The sequence below is a fragment of the Pantoea sp. genome (genome assembly GCF_039594315.1).
GTDB lineage: Bacteria > Pseudomonadota > Gammaproteobacteria > Enterobacterales > Enterobacteriaceae > Pantoea.
In genome coordinates this window covers 1-19,184 of sequence record NZ_JBCNNP010000036.1, presented here as the reverse complement: position 1 = coordinate 19,184, position 19,184 = coordinate 1, and the positions used below count along the sequence as shown (strand labels likewise).

At 55.8% G+C, this 19,184-nt stretch carries 12 protein-coding genes; 6 read left to right on the top strand and 6 right to left on the bottom strand.

Translation table 11 applies throughout. The features are described 5' to 3' along the window. Window positions 1–66 precede the first annotated feature (66 nt). Complete coding sequence (gene msrA, locus ABDW13_RS17235) at window positions 67–603, bottom strand: peptide-methionine (S)-S-oxide reductase MsrA (RefSeq protein ID WP_343553792.1); 537 nt, start codon at window positions 601–603, stop codon at window positions 67–69. A 62-nt stretch (window positions 604–665) separates the two neighbouring features. Then, window positions 666–1,232, bottom strand: coding sequence for a flavin reductase family protein (locus ABDW13_RS17230; RefSeq protein WP_343553791.1), 567 nt, complete (start codon window positions 1,230–1,232; stop codon window positions 666–668). Window positions 1,233–1,338: 106 nt separating this feature from the next. Here ABDW13_RS17230 and ABDW13_RS17225 point away from each other — a divergent pair, with 106 nt between their 5' ends. Both ABDW13_RS17225 and ABDW13_RS17220 read left to right on the top strand, forming a co-directional pair. Next, window positions 1,339–1,842, top strand: coding sequence for an ATP-binding protein (locus tag ABDW13_RS17225; RefSeq protein ID WP_343553790.1), 504 nt, complete (start codon window positions 1,339–1,341; stop codon window positions 1,840–1,842). A gap of 17 nt (window positions 1,843–1,859) precedes the next feature. Further along, window positions 1,860–2,912, top strand: a complete 1,053-nt coding sequence (locus ABDW13_RS17220; protein ID WP_343553789.1) for a nitronate monooxygenase — start codon at window positions 1,860–1,862, stop codon at window positions 2,910–2,912. Window positions 2,913–2,914: 2 nt separating this feature from the next. Here the strand turns inward: ABDW13_RS17220 and ABDW13_RS17215 are convergent, their stop codons facing one another. Further along, window positions 2,915–3,817, bottom strand: coding sequence for a LysR substrate-binding domain-containing protein (locus tag ABDW13_RS17215; protein WP_343553788.1), 903 nt, complete (start codon window positions 3,815–3,817; stop codon window positions 2,915–2,917). Between the two features lie 174 nt (window positions 3,818–3,991). Here ABDW13_RS17215 and ABDW13_RS17210 point away from each other — a divergent pair, with 174 nt between their 5' ends. The 3 genes from ABDW13_RS17210 to ABDW13_RS17200 all read left to right on the top strand — a co-directional run bounded on the left by ABDW13_RS17210 (window position 3,992) and on the right by ABDW13_RS17200 (window position 9,152). Next, window positions 3,992–4,768: an SDR family oxidoreductase gene (locus tag ABDW13_RS17210; protein ID WP_343553787.1), complete on the top strand. Its 777-nt coding sequence runs from the start codon at window positions 3,992–3,994 to the stop codon at window positions 4,766–4,768. A gap of 219 nt (window positions 4,769–4,987) precedes the next feature. Then, a complete protein-coding gene (gene katE / locus ABDW13_RS17205) occupies window positions 4,988–7,252 on the top strand; it encodes a catalase HPII (protein WP_343553786.1) in 2,265 nt (754 codons plus the stop codon). 355 nt (window positions 7,253–7,607) lie between these two features. After that, window positions 7,608–9,152, top strand: coding sequence for a sensor domain-containing diguanylate cyclase (locus ABDW13_RS17200; RefSeq protein ID WP_343553785.1), 1,545 nt, complete (start codon window positions 7,608–7,610; stop codon window positions 9,150–9,152). A gap of 165 nt (window positions 9,153–9,317) precedes the next feature. On the opposite strand, the gene ABDW13_RS17195 is transcribed toward ABDW13_RS17200, so the two are convergent. The 3 genes from ABDW13_RS17195 to umuD form a co-directional block, all read right to left on the bottom strand. After that, complete coding sequence (locus ABDW13_RS17195; RefSeq protein WP_343553784.1) at window positions 9,318–9,569, bottom strand: hypothetical protein; 252 nt, start codon at window positions 9,567–9,569, stop codon at window positions 9,318–9,320. An 89-nt stretch (window positions 9,570–9,658) separates the two neighbouring features. Next, the gene (umuC, locus tag ABDW13_RS17190) at window positions 9,659–10,921 is read right to left on the bottom strand and encodes a translesion error-prone DNA polymerase V subunit UmuC (RefSeq protein WP_343553783.1); all 1,263 of its coding nucleotides are present in this window, start codon (window positions 10,919–10,921) and stop codon (window positions 9,659–9,661) included. Between the two features lie 2 nt (window positions 10,922–10,923). Continuing rightward, entirely contained in the window at window positions 10,924–11,343 is a 420-nt protein-coding gene (gene umuD / locus ABDW13_RS17185; protein WP_343553782.1) for a translesion error-prone DNA polymerase V autoproteolytic subunit, read from the bottom strand. Between the two features lie 694 nt (window positions 11,344–12,037). Between umuD and ABDW13_RS17180 the strand changes: the two genes are divergently transcribed. Further along, window positions 12,038–19,184: Ig-like domain-containing protein (locus ABDW13_RS17180; protein WP_343553781.1), on the top strand; the 7,147-nt coding region annotated here is incomplete at its 3' end.

The window sequence follows — 19,184 nt, the reverse complement described above, 5'->3', positions numbered from 1 at the left end:
CAGATACTGTAGCGGCGCAATTTATTGCGCGATGAATCGCGCCGCTACGAAAGAAGTGCTGGCTGTTTAGCCTTGTTTCACTCGGTTAGCAAAACTCTTACGCAGCTTCTGCAATTTCGGTGGGATCACTGCCATGCAATAGCCGTTGCGCTGACCCGCACCTTCCCAATAATCCTGATGATAACCTTCCGCCGGATACCACTCTTTCAGCGGCTCGATGGTGGTGACCACCGGATCGCTCAGGCCTTCCTGCGCGCGGGCAATCGCGGCAATCGCTTCGGCTTCTTGTTCCGGATTGGCCGGGAAAATCGCAGAACGATATTGCGTGCCGACATCATTGCCCTGGCGGTTTAGCGTGGTCGGATCGTGGGTCGCGAAGCTGATATCCAGCAGATCGCCATACTTCACTTGCTCAGGATCGAATCCAACACGAATCGCTTCCGCATGGCCGGTGGCACCGCTGCACACTTGCTCATAGGTCGGATTTGGACGTTCGCCGCCGGTGTAACCACTTTCGACTGACTCCACGCCAATCACATCTTTAAACACTGCTTCGGTACACCAGAAACAGCCACCGGCGATCACCGCATATTCGGTTGCCATTGTATTACTCCTGTCAGGACGAAAGCATTAAAGTGAGGGCAAGCCCATAACAATTCAAGCAGTTAAATTAACATTTCTGGCTTAAAGTCGCGGCGCTTATTGAGCAGCAGATTACTCATCACGCTAAAGCGACCTTCGCCGGTGTAGTGCAGCGTCGGCGGAAATTCCGGCGATTCGGCGACGTGCGCTTTGACGATTTCAAAGATAAAGAAATTGTAGTTGCCCACCATCGAATCGTCATACAGCTGGCACTCAAAGCTGGCAAAGCACTCATCAATCAGTGGCGCGTTGACCACGCTTGCCGGTTCCGGCGTCAGTTTGCAGGCATCAAATTTATCCAATCGATTGCCGTGGCTGTTGCCAATCTTCACCACGCTGTCGATCAAGTTGCTTGAAGGCACGTTGATCACGCATTGGCCGCTTTGGCGAATCAGTTCATGGCTGTAATTGCCGCCAGCGATCATGCAACCCACCAGCGACGGAGAGAACTCCAGAATGGTGTGCCAGCCCAGCGTCATGATGTCGCGCTGATCCTCAAACTGCGAGCTCACCAGCACCACCGGACCCGGCTCCAGATATTTCCGCGCCTTGCTGACCGGAAAGTCGATTTTATGCATGCGTCGAAACATCACCTTTCTCCTGTGATTGGTAGAGACACACTTAAGTGTAGATGCCCGCTTTACGCGGCTGAAAAATCACGGCATGTTAGTGCCTCATCTTATCTGGAGCGCTTTCATGGAATCTGTGTGCCCATCCACATCTCGTCCTACCTTGCATTTGCTGTGCGGTAAAATCGCCGCCGGAAAATCCACCTTAGCCCATCAACTGTCGCAGCAAATCGGCGCGGTGATCATCAGTGAAGATGCGTGGTTGGGCCATCTGTTCGCCGAAGAGATGCATGAGGTCGCGGATTATGTGCGCTGTGCCGGAAAGTTGCGCAATGCGATGACGCCACATCTGATCTCGCTGTTGCAGTGCGGCGTATCCGTGGTACTGGATTTCCCGGCGAATACCGTCGGTCAGCGACAGTGGATGAAGGCGGTGATACAAAGTGCAGCCTGCGAACACCAACTGCATTTTCTTGATGTGCCCGATGAAGAGTGCAAAGCGCGCCTGCACGCGCGTAATGCCGCAGGACAACATGATTTCGCCGCCACCGACGCGCAGTTCGCGCTGATCAGCAGCTACTTTGTGGCACCTCACCACGATGAAGGTTTCAACATCGTCACACATGGTTAATCAGGCAGGAATAGCTCATGAATAACACTTTGTGTCAGCGTTTTACTCTCGCTTATCCGATTATTCAGGCACCGATGGCGGGCGTGTCGACGCCAGAGTTAGCGGCGGCGGTCAGTAACAGCGGGGCGCTGGGTTCGATCAGCGTTGGCGCTTCCACGCCAGAGCAGGCGGAAGTGATGATCCGCAAAACCCATGCGCTCACCGCCGCACCGTTTAACGTTAACGTGTTTTGCCATGCGCCGGTGCAGCGTGATCCCGCAGTAGAACAGGCGTGGATTGCGCGTTTTCAGCCGCAGTTTGATCATTATGAAGCGACGGCACTGGCTGAGCTCGCGGAGATTTATCAAACCTTCCATGAAAATACAGCGATGCTCGATGTGTTGCTCGAAACGGCACCGGCGGCGGTGAGTTTCCATTTCGGTCTGCCGTCAGCCGCCTTCGTGCAACGTTTAAAACAGCGCGGCATTGTCACGCTGGCGAGCGCCACCAGCGTGATGGAAGCACAAGCGATTGAAGCGGCGGGCATTGATTTTGTCGTGGCGCAGGGCATTGAAGCAGGCGGACATCGCGGCATCTTCGATCCACTCGCCGCCGATGAGCAGCACTCGACCTTCACGTTGGTACAAGCGCTACGCAAAACCTCGCGTCTGCCGATGATTGCCGCAGGCGGCATTATGGATGGTGCAGGCATCGCGGCGATGCTCAAGCTTGGTGTCGCGGGTGTGCAGATGGGAACGGCGTTTGTGCTGTGTCCGGAATCCGCCGCTAACGACGCCTATCGCCAGGCGCTGAAAAGTGCCGAGAGTACAATGATGACGGCGGCGATTTCCGGTCGGCTCGCCCGATGCATCACCAATGATTTTTGCCACCTCACGCGCGATGTCGCGCGCGAGGCCATTCCCGCCTATCCGCTCACCTATGCGCTGGGCAAAGCGATGGCCGCCGCCGCTGCCGCAAAAGGTGCACACGGCTTTGGCGCGCAGTGGGCAGGACAGGGCGCCGCGCTGGCGCGAGAAATGCCCGCCGCCGAATTGATAAAAACGCTGGTGGCGGAGTGGCAGGCGGCATAACGCTACACCGCGTTTTCCACCAGCCAATCGTGAAACAGTTTTACTTCGTTGCGCATGGCTGACTGCTGCGGCGTAACGAGGTAATAGGACCATGTCAGCGTCCAGCGATATTGCGGATGAAGCTGCACCAATTGCCCGGTTTCGATCAATTGTTTCACCAGCGCGTGTCGCACGATAGCCACGCCCTGGCCGCTCAGCGCCGACAAAATCACTGCCGAGGTGGAGTTGATATGCAAACCCCGTTCGCTGGCGGGCGGGGCATTTACGTCAGCTAAGACGGTGCTCCACGATGGAAAGTTTGCGCCGGGATGCGGCGTATCATCATGAATCAACTTCTGTGCGGCAAGCCATACCGCATCAGCGTTTTTGTCGGGAGGATTAAGGCGCGGACTGCACACCAGAATCGCCTCTTCATCCATCAGCCAGGTTTTATTCACGCTCGGCCAATCACCTTGACCACAACGGATGCCGATATCCGCTTCACCGTGTGGCACGTCCATCAACTTTTCCGTTACGTTCAGGCGCAAATCGATATTGTCATGCACAGCGGAAAAACGGTTAAGCCGCTCCATCAGCCAGTTCATCACTAGCACTTGTGAGGCGGTGATCACCACCACCGAGCGCGCTTTACGACCGCGCAGTTTATTTAGGCCCACTTCCAGTTTATCCAGCCCTTGGCTGATGTCTTGCAGCGCTTCGCGGGCTTCGTCGACCAGTGTCAGTCGTTCCTTGCCGCTGCGGGTGCGGTTGAGCAGCGGATGTCCTACCCACTCTTCCAGCGATCGCACTAACTGCCCGACGGCAGCCGATGTCACGCCCAGTTCCTGCGCAGCGCCGGTAAAACTTCCGTGCCGCGCGCTGGCTTCAAAAGCGTGTAGCCATTTCAATCGATTAAGCGATCGCATATCTGTCTCCCGGTCATTACAGCCCATCAGTATACGCTTGCGCGAAAGTTTTTCTTTCTCGTCAGGCAATTTCTTCTGATTCGTTTGCCCGTCGTACTGATGGCATTCTGCTTGCACACCAAGAGCACGGCGCTGCTCTTCTCAAGAACACTGATTGATCTACAGAGGTTAGCGATGAACGCATCTTTCTCCGGTAAAAAATTGTTGGTCGTTGGCGGAACCAGCGGCATGGGTTTGGCAACGGCAAAACAGGTATTGCAGCAGGGCGGCAGCGTGGTGCTGGTCGGTAATCGTCAGGATAAAGCCGAGCAAGCGCGCCAGGCGCTGGCGGCGGAAGGCGAGGTGTCACTCATCGTCGCCGACCTGATGACAGAAGCGGGTATGCAGCATGTGATTGCGCGCATCAACGCGGAACACCAAGACATTAGCCTGCTGGTGAATGCGGCCGGCGTGTTCTTCCCGAAAACCTTTGTCGAACATGAAGTCTCCGACTACGACATGTATATGAACATCAATCGGGCAACGTTCTTTATCACGCGTGAAGTGGTGCGAAATATGCTGGCGGCGGAGTTGAAAGGCGCTATCGTCAACATCGGTTCAATGTGGGCGCGGCAGGCGATTGGCGCAACGCCGTCTTCGGCTTACTCAATGGCAAAAGCCGGTTTGCATGCGTTAACCAAAAATTTAGCCATCGAACTGGGCAGTAAAGGCATTCGCGTGAATGCTGTTTCGCCTGCCGTGGTGCATACGCCAATTTATGAAGGTTTTATTCCGAAAGATGATGTGAATGAAGTGATGACCAGCTTCGATAGCTTCCATCCGATTGGCCGTGTCGGCACCTCGGCAGACATCGCCGAAACCATCACTTTCCTGCTGTCTGACCAGACGAGTTGGGTGACCGGCGCTATTTGGGATATTGATGGCGGCGTGATGGCGGGCCGCCAGGCTTAAAATTGACCGTTATGGATATTTAAATACCCCGCTTATTCTGCACGCGGGTTATTTATTTTCCGTATTTAAAAGGTAAAAAAATAATTTAACGCCTCGCTTATTATTGCTCGCGTAAAAAACGCCATTCACTCTTCTACACATCATTTATAAATGCTGCGGCAGGTCATCGCTATTTTTTGCTCTACAGTTAATAGGGTCTTAATTAAAGGAGCCTGTGACATGTCGAAAGATAAAAAAGAGCAAAAACACACGCATCAAGCGCCGCACAAAGGGCCAGAAACCGCGCAGCCGGGATTGGGTGATTTAGCGCCGAAAGGTGGCGGACATCAACCACCAGCCGAACCGACACCACCGGGTAAACAGCCCACCGCGCCCGGCAGCCTCAAGGCACCTGAAACCCATAATGCCAAACTTGATCAATTGGATGCGTTGCGTAAAAACGGTGAAAACGCTGACTTAACCACGAATCAAGGCACGCGCATTGCCAATGATCAGAACTCGTTACGTGCCAGTTCGCGCGGGCCAACCTTATTAGAAGACTTCATCATGCGTGAAAAGATCACGCATTTTGACCATGAACGTATCCCCGAACGTATTGTTCACGCGCGCGGTTCGGCGGCGCACGGCTATTTCCAACCTTATCGCTCGTTAGAAGCGCTGACCAAAGCCGGCTTCCTCAGCGATCCCGACCAAATCACACCCGTCTTTGTGCGTTTTTCCACGGTGCAAGGAGGCGCAGGATCGGCGGATACCGTGCGCGATATCCGAGGTTTTGCCACCAAGTTTTACACCGATGAGGGCGTTTTTGATTTAGTCGGCAATAACACGCCAGTATTTTTTATTCAGGATGCGCATAAATTCCCGGACTTTGTGCATGCGGTGAAACCCGAACCGCATAATGAAATTCCGCAAGGACAAAGCGCGCATGACACCTTCTGGGATTATGTGTCGTTGCAACCCGAAACGCTGCACAACGTGATCTGGGCGATGTCCGATCGCGGCATTCCGCGCAGCTATCGCACCATGGAAGGCTTTGGCATCCACACGTTCCGCCTGATCAATGCAGACGGCAAAGCCACTTTTGTGCGTTTCCACTGGAAACCCGTTGCGGGCAAAGCATCGCTGCTATGGGACGAAGCGCAAAAACTTACCGGTCGCGATCCAGATTTCCATCGTCGCGATTTGTGGGAAGCGATTGAAGCGGGCGATTACCCGGAATATGAGCTGGGTCTGCAGCTGATCCCGGAAGAAGATGAGTTCAAATTTGATTTCGATATTCTTGATGCGACCAAACTGATCCCTGAAGAGCTGGTGCCGGTTGAGTTGGTCGGCAAAATGGTGCTCAACCGCAACCCAGATAACTTCTTTGCCGAAACCGAGCAGGTGGCATTCCATCCGGGCCATATCGTGCCGGGCCTGGATTTCAGCAACGATCCGCTGCTACAAGGGCGCTTATTCTCTTACACCGATACGCAAATCAGCCGATTGGGTGGTCCTAATTTCCACGAAATTCCGATTAATCGTCCGGTTTGCCCTTACCATAATTTCCAGCGTCAAGGCATGCATCGTACGGAAATCGATACCAATCCCGCCAATTATCAACCGAACTCGATCAACAATAACTGGCCGCGTGAAGTACCGCCTGCGGCGAAACAGGGCGGATTTGAAAGTTATCAGGAGCGCATTGAAGGCAGTAAAGTGCGCGAGCGCAGCGCGTCGTTTGGCGAATACTATTCCCAGCCGCGGTTATTTTGGCTCAGCCAGACGCCGGAAGAGCAGCAGCATATTATCGGCGCTTACTCATTCGAACTGAGCAAGGTGGCGCGTCCGTACATTCGTGAGCGGGTGGTTGATCATCTGCTGCACATTGATGTCACGCTGGCACAAGGCGTGGCGGAAAATCTGGGTCTCAAACTCAGCGCGGCACAGCTTAAAACTGCACCGCCGCAGGATGTCAATGGCTTGAAGAAGGATCAGAGTTTGAGTCTTTATGCGCAACCGAGCGGTGATATCAAAGGCCGCCAGGTGGCGCTATTACTCAGCGATGGCGCGAAATCCGCTGATGTTTTGGCCATTTTGCAGGCGCTGCAAGCGCAGGGCGTGCACGCCAAAATTCTCGCGGCGCATATGGGGCAAATACTGGCCGATGATGGCTCCGTGCTGCCGATTGACGCCACTTTTAGCGGCTTGCCTTCCCTGACCTTTGATGCGGTGATTGTGCCGGATGGCAACATTGATGCATTACTACTGAGCGGCGATGCGCGCTATTTCTTGCTGGAGGCGTACAAGCATCTGAAAGCGATTGGCTTGAGTGGCGATGCGCGCCGCTTCAAAGCGCAGTTCAGCGTGCAGGATGATCAATCTGAAGCTGGATTGATTGAAGGTGACAACGCCGAGGGGGACTTTATGCCCGACTTCCTGGCGGTGATGGCCGCTCATCGCGTGTGGTCGCGCAGTCAGAAAGCGTTAACCGTTGCAGCATAGCGTTAGACGAAAAGAAGCCCGCGTGAAGCGGGCTTGGTAGAGAAGCTACCGAATGATCTCGTAGTGAACGCGTGCTGTGTTTGCTGCCACAGGTCGTGGCCGATTTATTCTACAGTAATATTTGGTTACTGGTCATAGGAGTTCGCGATGGTCAATCATAGAATCTTTCGCGCCATACCTTCGTAGGGTCGCCATTTATGGTGACCGCTGTGCTTAATACCCAAACTCGATTCACCGCCTTTCTTAGAACAGACTACTCTGATAATTAACCCTAAATGGCTGACTTAACCGCAATCGTCCGTCATCGCCACATTTACATGCTTAACTCTGTGCTGGGCCGAAAACAGAGGACAGAATGCAGCTAAAAAGGAAAATGGATTCGCTGGCGACATCCGATTCAGGTTTGCTGAGAAGCATCGTGCTGTCGGGCGTGTTTTTGATTGTCGTGGTGGTGGGCATGAGCGCCTGGACGCTTCGTGAAGATTGGCTGGCGACGGTACATCAAACGCAGGAAAGCGCGATGAACCTGGCGTTGTCGCAATCGCGCCAGGCGGAAGACACCTTCCTGCAAACCGAGCTGTCACTTCGCCAGGTGCAGCGCGATTTACAAATACAACTGGCGACCCACATTCAAGGCGCTGATTTGAGCAACACCATGCGCGAATTGCAGCATCGCCTGCCGCAGCTGCACGGTTTGTTTTATTACGATGCCGACGGCAAGTGGATTGCGACCTCTGCCGATCGCGTCCCCACCAACATTAATAACTCGGACCGCGAGTATTTCACCTTTCAGCGCAGCAACCGACGCAACAGCGTGCACATCAGCCCGGTGATCGAAAGCCGCAGCACCGGTGATTTGGTGATTCCGGTTTCATTGCGCGTCAGCGATGCGGTTGGCAATTTTAAAGGTGTGCTGCTGGCGACCATCAAAGTGGATTATTTCCGCCGCTTCTACAGTTATTACGAACTCGGCGCGCGCGATGTATTGGTGCTAATGCTCGCCGACAGCACGGTGCTTTACGCGCGGCCGATGCCCGACAGTTTTATTGGTAAAAATCTCTCCGCCAGCCCGCTGTTTCAGGAGATGTTGGCGAAAATGGATCGCGGTGGCGGCGAGTGGCAATCGCTGCTGGATGGTCAAACACGCATCTTTGGTTTTGCACGATCCGACCGTTATCCGCTGATTGTCGCGGCGGGCTACAACAGCAGCGATCTGTTCCATGTGTGGGTCAATGGCCGCGCGCAGGACATTATTCTCACGCTGCTGTTGCTGCTCATCATCTTATTGCTGGGGACGTTTCAGCTGCGGCAGGCGCGGCGCGTATTGCGCTATCAACAGGAACTCACCGAGCTCCGCGACGAACTACATCATGCCAACCTTGCCTTAAATAAACTGGCGCACCTTGATGGGTTGACCGGATTAGCCAATCGACGCGAGTTTGATCGCTATTTGCAAGATACGCTCGACAGCGCCGCAGCCAGCGGTAAACCGCTCACGCTTATCATGATTGATGTTGATTATTTCAAGCATTACAACGACAACTACGGGCACATTGCCGGCGATAATTGCCTGCAAGTGGTGGGCAAGGCGCTGGCGTCATTGGCGATGCGCCGCGTAGATATGGCGGCGCGTTATGGTGGCGAGGAGTTTGCGCTGATTTTGCCGGATACGTCATTCACCGCTGGCATGGCGATCGCCAATCGCGTGGTGGAGGCGGTGAGAGCGATGAATCTGCCGCATATTGCGTCGGCGCAAGGCCATCTAACGTTAAGCGCGGGTTGTGCCACGGTCACCTCGCCAGCGACCACCTCGGTGGTAAACCTGCTGGAGCTCGCCGATCATGCGTTATATCAGGCAAAACGTGCCGGGCGTGACGGTGTGAAGGGCGTTGAAGTGTGATCGTCAGGTCGCCATTGATGGCGTAATGCCGGCATTCAATTTCCGCACATTCCGTAGCGGCGCGATTTATCGCGTTCCGTTGATGTTAAAAGGTCAACACAACGCAATGAATTGCGCCGCTACGATACGTGCGCTTTTGGACAATCGGTATTGCCTTGAATCGACTTATTCCACCGCCGGAAGCTGATACTTAATATATTGACGCAGCGCTTCATGCATCCGGCTGTTCTCCTCATCCTCTAAACCGCGTTCTTCATATTCTTTCGCCAGCTGAATAATCACCTCGTCGTATTTCCCTTTAAAGGTGATGTTATTTACCGCAACTTGTTTAATCATCAATTCACGCAAAGCGGCGACCTCAATCTTCAGGTTGCTAACATCCTCTTCCAGCTCTTTTACGCGGTCTTCACTCGACATATAACCTCCGGGTGTTAATCAGTTTTTGCGGTTTTGAGAAGTGTAATATAAGCAGAATATCGCAAGGAAATCACAGTTGTAAAAGAACATTATTTCGCAACGGGTAAATCGGAAAAACGCGTGGTGTAGGCGGGCGAAAGCATTTCACGCTTCATCGACCACGGTTTTTGAATGCCTTGCCCGGCAAACCATAACGCCCCGCGCTGGTGGGCATTGATCTGATCCATCAGCGCCATTAGCTGATCACTATTGCGGCGCGGTTGATATTCGGCAAACAGATCAAACTGAGCCACACCATCGCTAAAGAAATCGCCCAACATGACGCCGCCTTTCATATAACGTTTGCCGGGGATCCAGATACGATCCAAACAATTCAGCGTCGCCTGGATAATATCGCGGCTATCAGCCGTCGGTGTTATCAAAGTTTGACTGGCCGCATTGGCATAATAAGGATGATGCGGATCGTGCGGACTGGTGCGAATAAAAGTGCTGATGTGGCGACAATATTGCCGTTCACTGCGTAACTTCTCGCCCGCACGCGCTGCGTAATTGGCTATCGCTTCGCGCATGTCTTTGTAGTCGGTAATACGATCGCCAAAGGAACGCGAACACAAAATGTTTTGTCGATTGGGAATCACCTCGTCAAACGCCAGGCAGGCTTCGCCGCGCAGCTCCCGAATCGTGCGCTCCAGTACCACACCAAAATGTTTACGCATCAGCGGGATGGGCGTTTCCGATAACTCAAAGGCGGTGTTAATCCCCATCAAATTGAGCTTGGCGGTTAAGCGTCGGCCCACGCCCCACACCTCAGCGACCGGCACCAATTTCATCAGTTCCCGCTGGCGCAGCGGCGCGGACAGGTCCATCACATTCTCGGCTTTGGTCCAGCGCTTCGCCGCCCAGTTCGCCAGTTTCGCCAGGGTTTTGGTCGGGGCGATGCCCACGCCGACGCGCAAATGGGTGTCCTGATAAATGCGATCGCGAATATCGCGCCCCAACTGGTCCAGCGACATGCAGGCGCTGATGCCGGTGACATCAACAAATGCTTCATCAATCGAATAGATATCCACGCGCGTGGAGATCTGCTCCAGCGTCTCCATCACGCGCCGCGACATATCGCCATACAGCGCATAGTTGGAGGAGAACACCACCACCTTGTGGCGCAGCATCTCTTCGCGCTGCTTGAAGTAGGGCGCGCCCATCTTGATGCCGAGTTTTTTGGCGGCCTTATTCAGTGAAATAATGCAGCCGTCGTTGTTCGACAGCACCACAATCGGCTTGTTGCGCAGGTCCGGGCGAAACACGGTTTCGCAACTGGCGTAGAACGAGTTCACATCCACTAAGGCATACATGATCAGCCGATGGTTTTGATTACATGTTTCACCACGCCGAAGATCTCAAACTGATCGACATCTTCAACCGGGATAATTGCGTGTGCGGCATTCATCGGTTTGAGATGCAAATAAGGGCGCAGCATCAGCAATTTCACGGTGAATTCCCCCTCAAGCGAGGCCACGACCATGTCGCCATGTTGCGGTTTCGGCGAGCTGTCGACGATCAGCATGTCGCCTTCGGTGATACCGCCTTCGATCATCGAATCGCCGCTGACTTTAATGAAGTAGGTTGAACTGGGGTGATCCACCAACAACTCGTTGAGATCGAGCCGTTGCTCAACGTAATCCTGCGCCGGCGACGGGAAACCGCACGGCACGCGGCTGATAAATAAAGGTAATTCTAAAATGGCGCGGATTTCCGCGGGCTGATAAAACTGCATGGCTATCGCCTCAAAATGATACTGTATTTATATACAGTAATAGCGATCGACCCGATCGATCAAGCCACAACACGCCAGTAATGGCAAAGCAGTTGGCAGGAAAGGGAATTTAGTTTTTGTAGGAAAGTGGCCGTTCGGGAGGAGAAAAAAGCAAAACATGGGCGAAATTTCTTAAGTGTCAGATTTGACTCAATCATTAAATAACTGACAAAAAAAGATGATGAGGAAAAGGGATTTATTCAGGCGTGAAATGAAAAGACCTCCTGCATGGAATTTAGCGCAGTGTGAGTACCGCCATCAGATTGTCGAATCCTAAGTGCAACCAGCAATGAATATCCCACCAGAGAATCCATAATTTCAGATGCATTATTGGTAATACGCCTGTTTTAAAAGCAGTTACGTACCCTCTCGCTTCAAAAGCAGACTCAGCTATTTTCATATGATCCTATTATCAGTGGAGCTGAGTTTTGGGGTGATATTATCAATATCACTATGAATTTAAATAATATTTAATTTTGAAATAGTATGAAAATTTTCGTGACCATTCCAAGACCGGGCTTGATTCAGACAATTCTTGTTGTTGGTAAGCTTTCCATATCTGGGGATTCTTTAAAAATCGAAATATCTCTCAGGCTCATTCTGCGTCACCTGGAAGGTTGGCGTAATCAACAACGTTCACTTAAGGGAATTCTCCATGAGTGCAGTTCCAGTTAATGCGGCAGTCGTCGATAAAAATACGATTGTTAAAGCTGAAGTCCTGACTACCGGCAAAGCGGTAAAAATTAAAGCCATCCCGGGCGGGAAATACATTCTGTCTGAAGGCGAGCATGGCGTTGCGCCAGAAAATATTACGCTTAAGCGCGTGGGTAAAAACCTGCACGTTATTCTCGAAGGCTCTGACCTCGAACATCCAGAATTAATCATTACTGATTTCTACACCCATCCAGGCCAGTTGGTCGGCAAAGGTGAAGACGGGCAATGGCATGAGTACATCGCCACCAGTGGCGAAGAGCGCGATGATGCCGCTTTCCTGATGGATGGCGACACCAGTGGCGTGGCGTTGGGTGCCGCGAGCATTACTGGTCTGGATGGCCTGACAGTGGCAGGTTTCGCACTTTCTCCTGCGTTGTTGGCTCTCGGCGCGCTGGCCGCCTTGGCTGCGGCAACCGGACTTGGTTATCTGATTGGCCGCAATAAAAACGACAATGACGGCAACAATTCAAAAAGTGGCAGTGGTGAAGGCGGTGGTTTAGACCTGCCTGCGATCAACGGTGCAACCGATGATTTTGGTTCTCGCACTGGCCCGCTGGTCAGTGGTGATGTCACTGATGACAGCACGCCAACGTTCCACGGCACCGGCAAACCGGGCAGCACCATTGAAATGTGGGATAACGGCAAGAAAGTGGGTGAAACCCAGGTCGATGCGGATGGCAACTGGAGTTTGACGCCTGAGCTTGAACATGGCCAACACACTATTGTGGTGGTTGAACGCGACCCATCGGGTAAAACAGGTGAACCTTCGCCGGGCTTTGAACTGAATGTGGATCTGGAAGCGCCAAATCGCGCGCAGTTGAGAGAAGTTTGGGATGATGTGGCACCACGCACGGGCGCCATTGAAAACAACGGCAGTACTAACGATCAGCAGCCAGAATTCCGGGGTTCCGCGGAAGCGGGCGCCACCGTTGAAATTATTCTCAACGGCGAGAAAGTAGCTGAAGTGCCAGTGGATGCCGACGGCAACTGGTCCTGGACACCGGGCGCGCCTCTGCCAGAAGGCAATCACAGCGTAGAGCTGATTGTCGTCGATCCGGCAGGTAATCCGAGTCTGCCAACGCCACCGTTTAATTTTGAAGTGGATACCACCCCACCAGTAATGGTGCCGGGTGCGTTTGATCTGGAAAATGTCATTGATGATGTCGGCATGAAAACCGGCAAGATTGACAGCGGCGATATCACTGATGATGCCCGTCCAACCTTTAACGGTGGCGGACTGGAGCCGGGTGATACGGTGGAACTTCATGATGCGGCGACAGGAGAACTGGTCGGCAGCACCACCGTTCGTCCTGACGGCAGCTGGAGCTTTACCCCGGATGTTGATCTGAGCGAAGGCGACCACAGCATTTCAATTATCGTTGTTGACGCCGCCGGCAATGCCAGCGCGCCAAGCCCCTCTTTTGACTTCACCGTAGACACCACTCCGCCGCCTAAACCTACTGGCGACCAGTTTGAAGGTGCCTGGGATGACGTGGGTGAAATCACTGGCCAGATTGGTCATGAAACCACCACCGATGACAGCCGCCCAGAATTCAAAGGTACCGGGCTCACGCCGGGACATATTGTCCATATTCGTGAAGAATTCTTTGGCGAAATGGGTTCAACCGTCGTTGATGCTGATGGCAACTGGAGCTGGACACCGGCAGTTGATCGTCCGTTAAGTAACGGCGATTACAGCTTTGAGATTGTTATCGAAGATGAAGTTGGCCGCGTCAGTGAGCCAAGCGATCGTCTTGATTTTACCGTCGATCTTACCCCTCCGGGCCAGGTGGTGATCACCGAACTGTGGGATGACCAAGGCGCCGTTGTCGGCCCGATTAATGGCGCAGTGCCAACCGATGATGCACAGCCAGAAATCCGCGGTACCGCAGAAGCCAACAGTAAGGTATGGGTTTACATTGATGGCGTGCTGGAAGGCACCACCACCGCAGATGATTCAGGCAACTGGACCTTTACGCCAGACCGTCAACTGAGCAATGGTTCACACCGTGTTACTGCGCAAGCGAGCGACGCGGCGGGCAACCGTGGCGCCGTTTCGCTGCCGTTTGATTTCACCATCATCGCCGGTGGCGCAGCGGATTCACCCGCCATCACTGGTGTGATTGATAACGTTGCCGGTGGCATCGTGGGTAATATTGCTCCTGAAGGGCTGACTAACGATCCGCGCCCGGAAGTTCAGGGAACCGCGCCTGCGGGCACGGTTGTTGACGTTAAAATTGACGGTATTTCAATTGGCACTGTAACAGCAGACGCGAATGGCCGCTGGAGCATTGTCTCCGACCGCGACCTCGCCAGCGGCCGCCATGTCATTGTGGCTGAAGCCACTGACGGCTCAACCCCACCATCCGGCGAATACGCCATTATCGTTGACGTTGATGCGCCGAACGCGGCCGAAGACCTTGAACTGATTGATGATGTTCCGCTGATTGTCGGTGAAATTGTTTCCGGTGATACCACCGACGATCGCACGCCAACTTTCAACGGCACTGCTGAAGTGGGCAGCACGGTCATTATCCGCGACAACGGCACGCCAATTGGTAGTGTGCGCGTTGAAAGCAGCGATGGCAGCTGGAGCTGGACCGCGCCGCCACTGGCGGACGGTGATTACAGCTTTGACGTGATCGTGGAAGACGAAGCCGGTAATCAGAGCGCACCATCTCCAGCGATTGATTTCACGGTAGATACCAGTGCTGTTCTTATTTCGATTGATGGCGCGGTGGACAATGTGGGTGCCATCCAGGGACCGTTGAGCAATGGCTCAGTAACCGATGACGCCACGCCAACTTTACATGGTCAAGCTACGGCGAATTCACTGGTCACTATCTATCGTGACGGCGGCGCTATCGGCTCGGTAATGGCCAATGGCCGTGGCGAGTGGAGTCTGACGGTTAACCTGCCAGAAGGCGAGCATCGTCTGACTGCCACTGTCACCACGGCGGCGGGCGGGGAAAGTGTGCCGACAGGTGAATTTGTTCTTATCGTTGACCTGACGCCGCCAGCACGACCGGTGATTGATGCCATCCTCGATGACGTGGGCGCAATACAAGGCCCACTGAACAATCCAGGTATTACCGATGACAGCACGCCAACTCTGGTCGGTAGCGGAGTAGAAGCTCACGCACTGGTCATCATCTATGAAGGCAACAACCGTATTGGCAGCGTGCAGGCAGATGCCGATGGCAACTGGCGCTGGACACCGAATCCGGGCCTAAACGATGGCTGCTGGCAGTTCAGCGTTGCCGTACAAGATAAAGCGGGCTGGGTATCCGATCGTTCTGAACCGTGGGTGATTGATATTGATACCGTGGCACCGACCCGTCCTGTAACGGGACCGGGCGGCGCGCTGGAAGGCGCATGGGATGACGTGCCTTCGCACATTGGCCTGATCGACGATCTGACCAACGATAACCGTCCAACCTTCGCCGGTGGCGGCCTGACGCCAGGCGATACCGTTGAGATCTGGGACGAAACCGGTAGCACCAAAGAAGTTATTGGCACCGCTATCGTTGATGCGGACGGTAACTGGAACTTTACGCCGGAAGCAGGAAATGAGATGGCCGATGGTGACCACATTGTCACGATCGTCATTGTAGAACCAACGGGCCAACGTAGCCCGGAAAGCGATCCGCTGGAGTTCGAGATCGACACCGCGCCACCGCCAGCTCCGGTGATCACCGCGATCACCGAAGCCGACGGCACGCCGGTGACGGGCGATACCGAAGACGCGCGTCCGACGCTGACCGGTACCTCAGAGCGTAACGCGATCATCACCATTCACGACACCGACGGCACGGTGCTGGGGTCAACCCAGGCCGACGCCAGCGGTAACTGGAGCTTCCGTCCGGCGCTGCCGCTGACGCCAGGCCCTCACGAGCTGACGGCAACCGCGCAGGATCCGGCGGGCAACACCAGCGTGCCTTCGCTGCCGGCTGACCTCAATCTGGTCGGCGGCGGCATCACGCCAGACGTGGCGATCACCGGCGTCCATGACGACGTGGTGGCCAACATCGGTCCGGTGGAGAAAGGCGGTCTGACCAATGACCCGACGCCAACCGTGAACGGTACCGGCCTGCCGGGCACCATCGTGCACCTGTTTGACGGCACCCGTGAGCTGGGCAGCGCCACCGTGGATACCAACGGCCGCTGGAGCATCACACCGGCTCCGCTGGCGTCCGGCGACTATGTGTTCATCGCGCGTCCGGCATTGCCGGGTGGCGGCTTTGGCGCGGCGACCGGCGACTGGCCGGTGACCATCGACATCGATCCACCGTCAGACGCTACTGATTTGGTGTTGTGGGACGACGAGAACAACGCACCGATCATCGTTGCGCCGGGCGGCACCACCGATGACCCGACGCCAACGCTGGAAGGCCGGGCGGAAGAGGGCGCGACGGTTATCGTGCGTGACCAGGATGGCAACCTTATCGGCTCGACCATTGCCGATGAAGACGGCAACTGGCGCGTGACGCCAACCACGCCGCTGGAAGACGGCGACTATCGTCTGGAAGTGGAAGTGATCGACGAGGCGGGCAACAGCAACGGCGGACAGCCGGGGCCGGAGTTTACGCTGGACACCAGCGGTCGCGTGGTCTCCATCACGCACGTCGCGGACGACGAAGGCAGCATCACCGGTAACGTGGCGAGCGGTGGCAGAACCGACGACACCACGCCAACGCTGCACGGTCGCGCCACGGCCAACAGCATCGTGACGATTTACGTTGACGGCGTGGCGGCCGGCTCGGCACAGACCAACGCGTTTGGCTACTGGGAGCTGGCGCTGGCGCTGAGCGAAGGCACGTATGCGATGACGGCGAGCGTGACGACGCCAGCGGGCGTGGTGGTGACCACCAGCCCGTTCGAGCTGACGGTGGACACCACCGGCCCGGCGCAGGCGGTGATTGACCGCGTGATTGACGACGTGGGCGCAGACCAGGGCAACCTGAACAACCCGGATAAAACCGACGATGCGACGCCGACGCTGGAAGGCCGCGGCAACGCCGGTGAAACGGTGAACGTCTACGTTGACAACGTGCTGATTGCGACCGTTCAGGTACGCGGCGACGGCAGCTGGAGCTACACGCTGCCACCGCAGGCGGACGGCACGTACGACATCGAAGTGAGCCTGACCGACGACGTGGGCAACGAAGGCCCGCGCTCCGAGGTGTGGGAGCTGACGATTGATACGGTTCCGCCGGTAGGCAGCATTACCGGCGTGGACAACGATATCGATCCGGCCAACCTGCTGCCAGTCACCAACGGCGGCTGGACCAACGACACCACGCCGGTGGTGCGGGGTGAAGGCGAGCCGGGCACGGAAGTACGGCTGTATGACCAGGCGGGCAACCTGCTGGGCACCGCCACGGTGGCGGCAGACCGCAGCTGGAGTATTACGGTATCCCCGGCGCTGGCGCAGGGCGAACAGACCCTGACCGCGACCTTTGACGACGGCGTGCACCAGACGCAGAGCAACCCGTGGGTAGTGAACATTGACACGGTTGCCCCAGCGGTCGGCACCATTACCGAAATCTGGGACAACGTCGGCACCACCGGCGCGGTGGGCCGTGGCGAGGTGACGGACGATAACACGCCGACGGTGCGCGGCAGCGGCGAAGCGCTGAGCTGGGTGTACATCTACGACGGTCTGACCGGCACCACGGTGCTGGGCTCGACGCAGGTTCGTGCCGATGGCACATGGGAAGTAGAACTGAACCCGCTGGCGGATGGCATTTATAACTTTACCGCACACTTTGTTGACCTGGCGGGTAACCCGTCAGCTGGGCGTGCGGAATCCTGGCAGATTGAGATCATTCAGAGTCCACCGCCGCGTCCAATTACCGGACCGGGTGGAGGCCTTGAAGGCGCGTGGGATGACGTACCGTCGCACATCGGTATTATCGAAGACCTGACCAATGATAACCGTCCAACTTTCGCCGGTGGCGGCCTGACGCCGGGCAATACCGTTGAGATCTGGGACGACTTCGGTGGCAGCAAAGAGCTGATTGGCACCGCGATTGTTGACGCGGACGGTAACTGGAACTTTACGCCGGAAGTGGGTGAGGAAATGGCTGATGGTGATCATGTGATTACCATCATTGAAGAAGGCCGTTCCGGTCTGAGAAGCCCAGAAAGCGATCCGCTGGAGTTCGAGATCGACACCGCGCCACCGCCGGCACCGGTGATCATCGCGATCACCGACGCCAACGGCACGCCGGTGACGGGCGACACCCAGGACCCGCGCCCGACGCTGACCGGTACCTCAGAGCGTAACGCGATCATCACCATTCACGACACCGACGGCACGGTGCTGGGTTCAACCCAGGCCGACGCCAGCGGTAACTGGAGCTTCCGTCCGGCGCTGCCGCTGACGCCAGGCCCGCACGAGCTGACGGCAACCGCGCAGGATCCGGCGGGCAACACCAGCGTGCCTTCGCTGCCGGCTGACCTTAATCTGGTCGGCGGCGGCATCACGCCTGACGTGGCGATCACCGGCGTCCATGACGACGTGGTGGCCAACATCGGTCCGGTGGAGAAAGGCGGTCTGACCAACGACCCGACGCCAACCGTGAACGGTACCGGCCTGCCGGGCACCATCGTGCATCTGTTTGACGGCACCCGTGAGCTGGGCAGCGCCACCGTGGACACCAACGGCCGCTGGAGCATCACACCGGCTCCGCTGGCGTCCGGCGACTATGTGTTCATCGCGCGTCCGGCATTGCCGGGTGGCGGCTTTGGCGCAGCGACCGGCGACTGGCCGGTGACCATCGACATCGATCCGCCAGCGGACGCCACTGATTTGGTGCTGTGGGACGACGAGAACAACGCACCAATCGTCATTGCGCCGGGCGGCACCACCGATGACCCGACGCCAACGCTGGAAGGCCGGGCGGAAGAGGGCGCGACGGTTATCGTGCGTGACCAGGATGGCAACCTTATCGGCTCAACCATTGCCGATGAAGACGGCAACTGGCGCGTGACGCCAACCACGCCGCTGGAAGACGGCGACTATCGTCTGGAAGTGGAAGTGATCGACGAGGCGGGCAACAGCAACGGCGGACAGCCGGGGCCGG